Origin of the sequence: Streptomyces sp. NPDC056948 (genome assembly GCF_042674225.1) — a bacterium.
GTDB lineage: Bacteria > Actinomycetota > Actinomycetes > Streptomycetales > Streptomycetaceae > Streptomyces > Streptomyces purpurascens.
Genome location: NZ_JBHUQX010000354.1, coordinates 1 through 10,141, shown reverse-complemented (window position 1 = coordinate 10,141; position 10,141 = coordinate 1). Strand labels below are relative to the sequence as shown.

General features: G+C 69.6%; 11 protein-coding genes. 3 read left to right on the top strand and 8 right to left on the bottom strand.

What is annotated here, in order from left to right; translation table 11 throughout:
• Nucleotides 1-123 precede the first annotated feature (123 nt).
• The gene (locus ACFTZL_RS33855) at nucleotides 124-333 is read left to right on the top strand and encodes a DUF6274 family protein (protein WP_382590777.1); all 210 of its coding nucleotides are present in this window, start codon (nucleotides 124-126) and stop codon (nucleotides 331-333) included.
• A 382-nt stretch (nucleotides 334-715) separates the two neighbouring features.
• Here the strand turns inward: ACFTZL_RS33855 and bldC are convergent, their stop codons facing one another.
• Together bldC and ACFTZL_RS33845 are read right to left on the bottom strand one after the other, a co-directional pair.
• Nucleotides 716-922, bottom strand: a complete 207-nt coding sequence (bldC, locus tag ACFTZL_RS33850) for a developmental transcriptional regulator BldC (RefSeq protein WP_003949541.1) — start codon at nucleotides 920-922, stop codon at nucleotides 716-718.
• Nucleotides 923-1,519: 597 nt separating this feature from the next.
• On the bottom strand, nucleotides 1,520-2,365 hold the full coding sequence (locus tag ACFTZL_RS33845; RefSeq protein ID WP_382590774.1) for a hypothetical protein: 846 nt from the start codon (nucleotides 2,363-2,365) through the stop codon (nucleotides 1,520-1,522).
• A 223-nt stretch (nucleotides 2,366-2,588) separates the two neighbouring features.
• Between ACFTZL_RS33845 and ACFTZL_RS33840 the strand changes: the two genes are divergently transcribed.
• The gene (locus tag ACFTZL_RS33840) at nucleotides 2,589-3,692 is read left to right on the top strand and encodes a Leu/Phe/Val dehydrogenase (RefSeq protein ID WP_382590771.1); all 1,104 of its coding nucleotides are present in this window, start codon (nucleotides 2,589-2,591) and stop codon (nucleotides 3,690-3,692) included.
• Between the two features lie 322 nt (nucleotides 3,693-4,014).
• Nucleotides 4,015-4,269, top strand: a complete 255-nt coding sequence (locus tag ACFTZL_RS33835; RefSeq protein ID WP_193483495.1) for a DUF3073 domain-containing protein — start codon at nucleotides 4,015-4,017, stop codon at nucleotides 4,267-4,269.
• Between the two features lie 83 nt (nucleotides 4,270-4,352).
• Here the strand turns inward: ACFTZL_RS33835 and purM are convergent, their stop codons facing one another.
• The 6 genes from purM to ACFTZL_RS33805 form a co-directional block, all read right to left on the bottom strand.
• Nucleotides 4,353-5,432, bottom strand: a complete 1,080-nt coding sequence (gene purM / locus ACFTZL_RS33830; protein WP_382590767.1) for a phosphoribosylformylglycinamidine cyclo-ligase — start codon at nucleotides 5,430-5,432, stop codon at nucleotides 4,353-4,355.
• A gap of 45 nt (nucleotides 5,433-5,477) precedes the next feature.
• Nucleotides 5,478-7,007, bottom strand: a complete 1,530-nt coding sequence (gene purF, locus ACFTZL_RS33825; protein ID WP_382590764.1) for an amidophosphoribosyltransferase — start codon at nucleotides 7,005-7,007, stop codon at nucleotides 5,478-5,480.
• Nucleotides 7,008-7,070: 63 nt separating this feature from the next.
• The gene (locus ACFTZL_RS33820; RefSeq protein WP_382590761.1) at nucleotides 7,071-7,847 is read right to left on the bottom strand and encodes an META domain-containing protein; all 777 of its coding nucleotides are present in this window, start codon (nucleotides 7,845-7,847) and stop codon (nucleotides 7,071-7,073) included.
• 36 nt (nucleotides 7,848-7,883) lie between these two features.
• Nucleotides 7,884-8,702: a sterol carrier family protein gene (locus tag ACFTZL_RS33815; RefSeq protein ID WP_382590758.1), complete on the bottom strand. Its 819-nt coding sequence runs from the start codon at nucleotides 8,700-8,702 to the stop codon at nucleotides 7,884-7,886.
• A gap of 10 nt (nucleotides 8,703-8,712) precedes the next feature.
• The gene (locus tag ACFTZL_RS33810) at nucleotides 8,713-9,546 is read right to left on the bottom strand and encodes a M23 family metallopeptidase (protein ID WP_382590755.1); all 834 of its coding nucleotides are present in this window, start codon (nucleotides 9,544-9,546) and stop codon (nucleotides 8,713-8,715) included.
• A gap of 27 nt (nucleotides 9,547-9,573) precedes the next feature.
• Entirely contained in the window at nucleotides 9,574-10,074 is a 501-nt protein-coding gene (locus ACFTZL_RS33805; protein ID WP_382590752.1) for an ArsR/SmtB family transcription factor, read from the bottom strand.
• Between the last annotated feature and the right edge of the window lie 67 nt (nucleotides 10,075-10,141).

Here is a 10,141-nt window from a genome sequence, read left to right as displayed (position 1 = left end):
CTTTTGTGTGCCTTGACCTCCCCAGGAGCCTCCAGGGCTCCCCCATGCCGTCTTGACGGGCTCTCGTTCGCTCGGTACCCAGAAACCAGGGACGTTCCCCGTGCGGCCCTCTGGAGGTGGCGTATGGCGGCATCGGCTAGGCACGAGACGCGGGCCCTGCTCCGCGCGCACCTGTCGGCCGCGTCGTCGTACCGGCACCTCACGCGTCACTGCCCGATCTGCCACCGCCTGCTGCGGCTGGCGATGGAGTCCGCTCCGGGCCGGTCTCAACACCCGCCTGAGCGTGGGGTGCTGGAGCCGGAGGCTCCACTACCGCACCCGCGCCAGAGCTAACAAGCCGATCGGTATGTGACGGGTGTCACCGCATGAGTTTTGGAAAGTGCGGTACTTACACCCCACCTACAACAGGTCAATTTAATATGTGCAATTGCACCCCACCCAGGGGTGTCGCACACAGGAGATCCGACACCCCTCCCCAGACTCCGACAAGGCCGCTCACAGCAGGGCCCGGAGGGCCGGTGGTCAGCGCACAAAAAAGATCGCGCTGGACCCGGCGGAGTCCAACGCGATCTACGACGCACCCTGTTACATGCCTGCGAAGCTCTGACTGGCTTGGGCGTGGGGCCTGTTGGGGCAGGACCCGCGTCGCTTGGAGCTAGGGTTCCGGACGCCGCGGCCAGTGGGGGACCAGCCGGTTTGTCCGGTATTCAATTGTTCAGGCCTCGCTGCGCTGCTGCGGAATGCCCGCGAGCAGAGCGCGGACCTCAGCCTCGCGGTAGCGTCGATGCCCGCCGAGCGTGCGGATCGACGTGAGCTTGCCGGCCTTCGCCCACCGCGTGACCGTCTTCGGGTCCACGCGGAACATGGTGGCGACCTCAGCCGGGGTCAGCAGCGGCTCGGCATCAGGGGTGCGAGCGGTCATGAGCGGCCTCCTCGGGAGAACCGAACCTTCTCGGTTCTTTCCTCTAAATTCTGCACCTTGACCCGCGTTGCCCGAAATGGCGGACGCGAGTCGAGTCGGTTATAGGACGAACGGCTTGTCCTCGGCACTACAACTACACCATCTGTCCAGCCGCGTCGGCCAAACCGATGGAATTACCCCTCCAGGTGTTCATCAGCGACGGAAGCCGATGGACCATGCCATAGCGGACAGTCACGCCGCTGTGACGATCAGTCACAGCGGCGATCAGGAGTCACGAGACCCCCCAAAGCGTGCAATGCTGAGATTCCGCCCATAGTGCAGCACTACGGGACGGAAGGAGCCCCCCGGACTCCTTGTCCTATTTTGGCATGAGGAGGGGCAAGGGGCGCAAGAGCCACGTACGTGTAGTCCGTCACGCTTGGCCTACTTGAGAGGTACGCCCGGATCGGGTCCTACGTCCCTTGTTGACGAAGCTTCAGGAAACGCACAGTCCGCTTCAGGAACTCGGTGCGAGGACAAAACCTCAAATCGGGCGGTTCGTCAAACGTCAGTTCGTGACCGACCGTGAGCCGTCCGTAGGAATCTCAAGGTCAGAGGTCAGTTGGCCGACCGCAGATCCCGCACGGAACGCCACCGCTCCACCAGCCGCCCGTACGCCGCCCCCGCGGCCGTCCCGTCGCCCCGGCGCAGCGCGGCGATCCCCTCGGCCACGTCCGCCGCCGAGTGATCGTCCTCCAGCGCCCCGGCCGGCACGGCGTGCACCAGACCGCCGTAGTCCAGCTCCACGAGCGAGCGCGGGTGGAACTCCTCCAGCCAGCGTCCGACGTCCACCAGGCCGTCGATCAGCGGCCCCTCGTCCATGGCCTCCTTCAGGGCCCGCAGGCCCCGGGCCACGCGCCGCCGGGCCTGGACCATCGGCGTGCGGTAGCGCAGCACGGGCGGGCTGTCGACCGAGGCCCCCTTGTCGTACTCACGCTCCTCGTCGGAGACCAGCACGAACCAGTTGATCGGCACCTGCCAGGTCGCCGTACGGATCCACGGCCGGGCGTCCGGGTTGATCGCCAGCCAGCGCTCGTAGTCCTGGACGGCCTGGCTCCGCAGGAGGGGCGGCAGCACCACGTCCAGGACGGGCTGCGGGAGCTCCTCGGAGAGCTCGTCCAGGGCCTGCCAGCCGCGCAGCCGGGTGCGCCAGGGGCAGACGCAGACGACGCCGTCGACATCGAGCACGAAGGCGTCCTCGCTCTCGTGCACCGGCACCGGGACCGGCGGGGTGGGCGCCAAGTCGGCCAGGGCTCGACGGAGTTCGTCCTGGTACGAGGGACGGTCCGTACGACGCGCGTAGCGGGCCCAGTGACTGCGCTCCGGCTCGGGGAAGGCGGCCAGCGGTTCGTACACGCGCAGGTAGGTCGCGTAGGGGACGATCACCGAGGACACCTTGGGCACGCCTGCTCCCTCCCCCGCGCTCCGTCGCGAAAACCTGCGGAACCCACTCACGAACGCACGGGAAGACTATGCAAATCGTCGCACGGGTGTACTCCGCACGGAGGGGATCCTGTGCGTGGTGCCGCCGACGGGCGTACCAGGCTCTAATCTCATGCTCAACAGCTTCCGCCACCCACACGGAAGCCCAGCCCCACCCGCCGCAACTTACTCAGGAGTCACCACAGTGACCGACGTAGCCGGCGCGCCTGCTGATGTACTGCACACCCTGTTCCACTCGGACCAGGGAGGTCATGAGCAAGTCGTGCTCTGCCAGGACCGCGCGAGCGGTCTCAAGGCCGTCATCGCCCTCCACTCCACCGCCCTGGGCCCCGCGCTCGGCGGTACGCGCTTCTACCCGTACGCCAACGAGGCGGAGGCCGTCGCCGACGCGCTGAACCTCGCGCGCGGGATGTCGTACAAGAACGCCATGGCCGGTCTCGACCACGGCGGCGGCAAGGCCGTGATCATCGGCGACCCGGAGCGGATCAAGAGCGAGGAGCTGCTCCTCGCCTACGGCCGCTTCGTGGCCTCCCTCGGCGGCCGCTACGTCACCGCCTGCGACGTCGGTACGTATGTCGCCGACATGGACGTCGTGGCCCGCGAGTGCCGCTGGACGACCGGCCGCTCCCCCGAGAACGGCGGCGCCGGGGACTCCTCCGTCCTCACCGCCTACGGCGTCTACCAGGGCATGCGCGCCTCCGCCCAGCACCTGTGGGGCGACCCGACCCTGCGCGGGAAGCGGATCGGCATCGCCGGTGTCGGCAAGGTCGGCCACCACCTGGTGGAGCACCTGGTGAAGGAAGGCGCCGAGGTCTTCGTCACGGACGTGCGCGAGGACGCCGTGCGGCGGATCACCGAGCGGCACCGGGACGTGATCGCCGTCAAGGACACCGCCGAGCTGATCCGGGTCGAGGGGCTGGGCATCTACGCCCCCTGCGCGCTGGGCGGCGCCCTGGACGACGACACCGTGCCCGTGCTGACCGCCGAGGTGGTCTGCGGCGCCGCCAACAACCAGCTCGCCCACCCGGGTGTGGAGAAGGACCTCGCCGACCGCGGGATCCTCTACGCGCCGGACTACGTGGTGAACGCCGGCGGTGTCATCCAGGTGGCCGACGAGCTGCACGGCTTCGACTTCGAGCGCTGCAGGGCGCAGGCGGCGAAGATCTACGACACGACGCTGGCCATATTCGCACGTGCGAAGGAGGACGGGATTCCGCCGGCCGCCGCGGCCGACCGGATCGCCGAGCAGCGGATGCACGACGCGGCCATGGCCCGCCGGGCGCGCTGAACCGGAGGCGGATACGGGACTGACCCGGAGGGGTCTCGTACGTTTGGCCGGTACCCGTCGGTGGGCAGTTAGAGAGAACTCTCACTTCTACCGGCGGGTCGACCGCCGATAAGTGGTTAAAATCGCGGTTGACCAGCGAGGACGGGGCGCCTCGAGGGTCCTGGGCGCGGGCACGTCATGCGGGCGACGTACCGTATGGGCGCGGGCTCAGGTACCGTGGAAGCCCTACGGACACGGTCTCTCTGCGGAGAGTCCGTGCCGGACCATGAACGCGTGTCAAGACTCTGGGGCCGTCGAGCCCCGTCGTTGAGGGGGTCGAGCCATGGGGCGCGGCCGGGCCAAGGCCAAGCAGACGAAGGTCGCCCGCCAGCTGAAGTACAACAGCGGTGGGACTGACCTCTCACGCCTGGCTGAGGAGCTGGGTGCATCGCCTTCGAATCCGCAGCCGCCTAACGGCGAGCCGGTGGTCGAGGACGATGATCAGGATGAGGACCTGTACGCACGGTACGCCGACCTCTATGAGGACGACGACGAAGATGAGGACGACCAGTCCTCACAACACCGTCGCGGCGCTTGACCCTGCACTGAGCATTCACCCGGTCGGTGACTCCGGTCACCGACCGGGTTCTGTGCTGCCCGCAGGGTTATGACCCCCGTGCCTCAGCTCGCGTAGTCACCGATCAGTGCGGCGCCGGTGGTGTGCTCACCCCGGTCCGTGATCTCCCCTGCCACCCAGGCGTCCACGCCGCGGTCGGCCAGGGTCGTCAGGGCCACGTCCGTGGACTCCTGCGGCACGATCGCGATCATGCCCACGCCCATGTTCAGGGTCTTCTCCAGCTCCAGGCGCTCGACCTGACCCGTCCGGCCGACGAGGTCGAAGATCGGGGCCGGGGTCCAGGTGGAGCGGTCGACGATCGCGTGCAGGCCGTCCGGGATCACCCGGGCGAGGTTGGCCGCGAGTCCACCGCCGGTGATGTGGCTGAAGGCGTGCACCTCGGTGGTGCGCATCAGGGCCAGGCAGTCCAGCGAGTAGATCTTCGTCGGCTCCAGCAGCTCCTCGCCGAGGGTGCGGCCGAGCTCGTCGATGTGGGCGTCCAGCGCGAGGCCCGCCTGGTTCAGCAGGACGTGGCGGACGAGGGAGTACCCGTTCGAGTGAAGACCGGAGGCCGCCATGGCGATCACCGCGTCACCCGTACGGATACGATCTGCGCCCAGCAGCCGGTCGGCCTCCACGACACCCGTACCGGCGCCGGCGACATCGAAGTCGTCCTCGCCCAGCAGGCCCGGGTGCTCGGCGGTCTCGCCGCCGACCAGGGCGCAGCCGGCGAGCACACAGCCTTCGGCGATGCCCTTGACGATGGCGGCGACGCGCTCGGGGTGGACCTTGCCGACGCAGATGTAGTCGGTCATGAACAGCGGCTCGGCGCCGCAGACCACGATGTCGTCCATGACCATGGCGACCAGGTCGTGGCCGATCGTGTCGTAGATCCCGAGCTGGCGGGCGATGTCGACCTTGGTGCCGACACCGTCCGTGGCGGAGGCCAGCAGGGGACGCTCGTAGTTCTTCAGGGCGGAGGCGTCGAAGAGGCCGGCGAAGCCGCCGAGGCCGCCGAGGACCTCGGGGCGCTGCGCCTTCTTCACCCACTCCTTCATGAGGTCTACGGCGCGGTCGCCCGCTTCGATGTCGACGCCCGCGGCTGCGTAGCTGGCGCCGCCCTCGGCGATGGGTGTCTCAGACATGGCTGATGAGAACCTTCGTGTCGTACGGCAGGTGTTACGGGCCGACTACGGGCGGCGGATCGCGTCGGCGGCGGCCGTGGCGGCCGGGCCGGCGGCCAGCTCGGTCTCGAGGAGCTGCTTGCCGAGCAGTTCGGGGTCCGGGAGGTCCATCGGGTACTCGCCGTCGAAGCAGGCGCGGCACAGGTTCGGCTTGGCGATGGTGGTCGCCTCGATCATGCCGTCGATGGAGATGTACGCCAGGGAGTCGGCGCCCATCGAGGTGCCGATCTCGTCGACGGTCATGCCGTTGGCGATGAGCTCGGCACGGGTGGCGAAGTCGATACCGAAGAAGCAGGGCCACTTCACGGGCGGCGAGGAGATCCGGATGTGGACCTCGGCGGCGCCCGCCTCGCGGAGCATGCGGACCAGGGCCCGCTGCGTGTTGCCGCGCACGATCGAGTCGTCGACGACGACCAGGCGCTTGCCCTTGATGACTTCCTTCAGCGGGTTCAGCTTCAGGCGGATACCGAGCTGGCGGATGGTCTGCGAGGGCTGGATGAACGTACGCCCGACGTAGGCGTTCTTCACCAGGCCGGAGCCGAAGGGGATGCCGGACGCCTCCGCGTAGCCGATGGCGGCGGGGGTGCCGGACTCCGGGGTCGCTATGACGAGGTCGGCATCGGCCGGGGCTTCCTTGGCGAGCTTGCGGCCCATCTCCACCCGGGAGAGGTAGACGTTCCGCCCGGCGATGTCGGTGTCCGGGCGAGCCAGATACACGTACTCGAAGACGCAGCCCTTGGGCTTCGCTTCCGCGAATCGGGAGGTGCGCAGGCCGTTCTCGTCGATGGCGACGAACTCGCCCGGCTCGATCTCGCGGACATAGCTGGCGCCGCAGATGTCGAGGGCCGCGGACTCGGAGGCCACGACCCAGCCGCGCTCCAGGCGGCCGAGGACCAGGGGGCGGATGCCCTGCGGGTCACGGGCCGCGTACAGCGTGTGCTCGTCCATGTAGACGAGGGAGAAGGCGCCCTTGACCTGCGGGAGGACGCGGTGGGCGGCCTCCTCGATGGTCAGCGGCTTGCCGTCCTCGTCGACCTGGGCCGCGAGGAGCGCGGTGAGCAGGTCGGTGTCGTTCGTCGCCGCGACGCGCGGGGTGCGGCCGCCCTCCTGCTTGGGCAGGTCGGCGACCATCTCGGCGAGCTGGGCCGTGTTGACCAGGTTGCCGTTGTGGCCGAGCGCGATGGAGCCGTGCCCGGTGGCACGGAACGTCGGCTGGGCGTTCTCCCACACGGAGGCACCGGTGGTCGAGTAGCGGGCGTGTCCGACCGCGATGTGTCCCTGGAGCGAGCCGAGGGAGGTTTCGTCGAAGACCTGGGAGACCAGGCCCATGTCCTTGAAGACAAGGATCTGAGAGCCGTTGCTGACCGCGATTCCCGCGGATTCCTGGCCTCGATGCTGGAGGGCGTAGAGCCCGAAGTACGTGAGCTTGGCGACCTCTTCGCCCGGAGCCCAGACACCGAAGACGCCACAAGCGTCCTGGGGGCCCTTCTCACCGGGGAGCAGGTCGTGGTTGAGTCGTCCGTCACCACGTGGCACGCCACCGAGTGTAGGCGAGGTCGACCACTGGTCCGAATTGGGGATACCGGACTTTTTGGTGGATCACTGTGCGGCGACGGCTCGCACACTCGTGCCGTTCTCGCTGGTCAGCGTCAGAGTTTGGTGATCGACTCCGTACTTCAGCTTCCCGTCGAAAAGACGCAACAGGGTCTTCTCGTGGGCCATGAGTGAGTCTTCGCACATCATTCGGGTCGTGGCCGGAGGGCCCAGGGTGATATGGCCGTCGCGCACGGTGGCCTTTGCGTTCACCTTGTTGCAGCCGAGGCTTCCGGAGACGGTGCCCTTCTTCTCGTCGAAGGTGAGGTGGGCGCGGCCGTCGGCCTCCGGGGTCGTGACGGTCCACTTGGTGCCGCTCAGCTCGGCGTCCTTGGCCTTGGTGAGACGGACGGCGTCGCCCTTGTCGGTGGTGAGGGTGAGGCGGTCGCCGTCCACCTTCGCCTTGAACTCCTGGTCGGAGAGCGTGCGGGCGAGGGTCTCCTCGAAGGCCATGGGCTTGTTCTCGCAGGCCATCTCCGTGGCCATGGTCTTGCTGAGCCGGACGCGGTCGCCGTCGACGGTGGCGTCGGCGCCGAAGTTGTTGCAGCCGAAGCTGCCCTCGGCCCGGCCCTTGTCGATGGTCACGTGGGCGCCGGTGGGTGCCTTCTGGGTGGTGCCGTCCGCGGTGACGCTGTCCACGCTCCACCGCATGCCGGTCACCGCCGGCTTGTCGGCACCGACCGCACCGCTGCCGCTGTCCGTCTTCTCGCTGCCGCAGGCCGCCATGAGCGGGACGAGCATGGCGGCGGCCGTCAGGGTCATGCGCTGCTTCTGCCTGTCCATGCCACTTCGACGGGGCAACCGGGGGGATCGGTTCCCTTACGTCATCAAGGGCAGGTACGCGTCCAGGTCGGCCCGCTCGCCGCTCGCGCTGACGTGGGCGTCCTGGAGCGCCTGCTTCCAGGCCAGCCGACCGGTCGCCAGCCGGATCCAGGTCAGCGGGTCCGTCTCGACGACGTTGGGCGGGGTGCCCCGGGTGTGCCTCGGGCCCTCCACGCACTGCACCACCGCGTACGGCGGCACCCGCACCTCCGTCGAGCCGCCGGGCGCCTTCGCCGCGAGCGCGTCGGCGAGCAGCCGGGTGCAGGCGGCGAGGGCCTGACGGTCGTAGGGGATGTCCAGGCCGGGGACGGCGGCGTTGAGGTCGTCGGTGTGGACGACGAGTTCGACGGTGCGTGTGACGACGTAGTCGGCCAGGGGCAGGGCGCCCGCGCTGGTGGGGAGCAGCCGGCCGGCGGGGTGCGCGTCGAGGTGCGCGGTGAAGCGGTGCCCGGCGTCGGCGAGGTGGGCGTCGAGGTCCGGGTGCTCCTCGGCGAGGCGGCGGGCGGTGCCGGCGAGGGCGGGGGCGTCGTCGGCGAGGGCGGGGGCGTCGTCGGCTGTGGCGAACGGCCAGTCGAGCAGCCGACCGTCCTGCCGCGCGGGCTCGGGCTCCCCGAGCAGCCGGTCCACGGCGTCCAGGGCCATGGCGCAGTGCACGGCCAGCTCGCGCACGGTCCGGTCGCCGAGGCGCGTGGGCAGGTCCAGCCGGTCGGGGCCGAGGGTGCCCACGGCCCGGCGTATGTTCCCGAACTGGGCGAGCACGGCGGCTCGGGTCTTGGCGGGGTCGTACGCACGGGGGCGCTTCTTGGCCGGGGGCATGGGGGTCAGCCTAGGTGCGGGCTGTGACAGTCGGGGGTGCCTCGAAGGTCTCGCCGTTGCGGGGCACGCCGATGCCGTGCCAGGTGAAGGGGACGCCCCGGGCCGCGTCCGGGTCCGGGCCGTCCATGAGCTGGAAGTGGAGGTGCGGCTCGGAGGAGTTGCCGGAGTTGCCGCAGCGGGCGAGCGGTTGTCCGGCCCGGACGCGGTCGCCCTCGCGGACGGTGAGGGAGCCGCGCCGCAGGTGGGCGTAGGCGGCGTAGGTGCCGTTGCCGAGGTCGAGGACGATGTGGTTGCCGAGGATGCGGCGGATGCCGGACATCTCGCGCACCGAGCCCTCGAGGAGCATCAGGTAGAGCAGGCCGGGCAGTGAGTTGCGGCTGAGGTGGTCGCGCTGCCCGTCTGCGGCCCGTACGACCGTGGCGTCGGCGACCGCGAGGATCTCGGCGCCGAAGGCCGGGAAGTCCTGGGGGCGGCGGGCGAGCGGCCAGAGCCAGTGGAAGGCGGGGCGGGAGCCCGGCTCGGGCTCGGCGAGGATGTCGATGGCGTACGTCTGCCCGTGGGCGTGGATGCCGTGGCTCGGGGTGCGGTCGGCCGGGCTGTTCAGCGCGGACCAGCGGCCGGTCACGGGCGGGGCGACTTCGAGGGGTTCCCGGGCCCGGCGCGGGCTGTCCGGGGCGCCGCCCCACCGGTTGGCGACGGTGACGACGGCGTAGGCGAGGACCAGCAGCAGGCAGTTCCACAGGATGGGGTAGCCCCAGCCGAAGCAGATATGGGCGATCACCAGGCCGATGAAGGTCAGCTGCAGGCCCTGGAAGGCCACCGTGCCGAGCTTGTGTGCGGACATCCCGTCCCCGTTTCCTCTTCCTCGCTGTTACGGCCTGGCCGTCGCCACCGCCACCAGCAGCGGTACGACGCGCTGGGCCGGCACCTCGTAGCGGCCCCGGCCGGTCGTGTGCAGCCAGCCGGTGCCGGTGAGCTGGCGCAGGTGGTGGTAGATCTGGCCGGTCGTGCCGACCTCGTCCAGCTCGGCGAGTTCGGCCGCGGTGCGCCGGCCGCCGAGGATCTCGCGGAGCAGCCGGAGCCGGACCGGGTGGCCGAGGGCCGCGAACGACTCGGCGGCCGCCGTCCAGTCCTCCTCCAGCAGCCCCTCGGTCAGGGCTCCCATCTGCCACGCGTACGGCTCGCCCGTGGGCAGGCGCACGGAGCCGGTGTAGAGGACGCCGCCGTCGGTTGCTCCCAGCTCGGAGAGCTGCTCCCGCAGCCCGTTCAGGGCCCAGAAGTCGCCCCCTTCGAGGCGGGGGCCGGTACTGCGGGCGCCTTCCAGGGCCGTCAGACGGCGTTCCAGGTCGGCGACGCGTTCTTCGAGTTCCACTCCTCCGAGATTACGGAACTACGTAATTACGTGCAAGCGTCATGAGGGCATCAAAAGAACGCCGAGG

What these genes read in the sequence shown, in the direction of transcription:
- ACFTZL_RS33815 (WP_382590758.1), bottom strand. Translation starts at nt 8,702, where the DNA reads ATGCCCCCGGCCAAGAAGCGCCCCCGTGCGTACGACCCCGCCAAGACC.
- ACFTZL_RS33855 (WP_382590777.1), top strand. Translation starts at nt 124, where the DNA reads ATGGCGGCATCGGCTAGGCACGAGACGCGGGCCCTGCTCCGCGCGCAC.
- purM (WP_382590767.1), bottom strand. Translation starts at nt 5,432, where the DNA reads ATGTCTGAGACACCCATCGCCGAGGGCGGCGCCAGCTACGCAGCCGCG.
- bldC (WP_003949541.1), bottom strand. Translation starts at nt 922, where the DNA reads ATGACCGCTCGCACCCCTGATGCCGAGCCGCTGCTGACCCCGGCTGAG.
- ACFTZL_RS33835 (WP_193483495.1), top strand. Translation starts at nt 4,015, where the DNA reads ATGGGGCGCGGCCGGGCCAAGGCCAAGCAGACGAAGGTCGCCCGCCAG.
- ACFTZL_RS33810 (WP_382590755.1), bottom strand. Translation starts at nt 9,546, where the DNA reads ATGTCCGCACACAAGCTCGGCACGGTGGCCTTCCAGGGCCTGCAGCTG.
- ACFTZL_RS33820 (WP_382590761.1), bottom strand. Translation starts at nt 7,847, where the DNA reads ATGGACAGGCAGAAGCAGCGCATGACCCTGACGGCCGCCGCCATGCTC.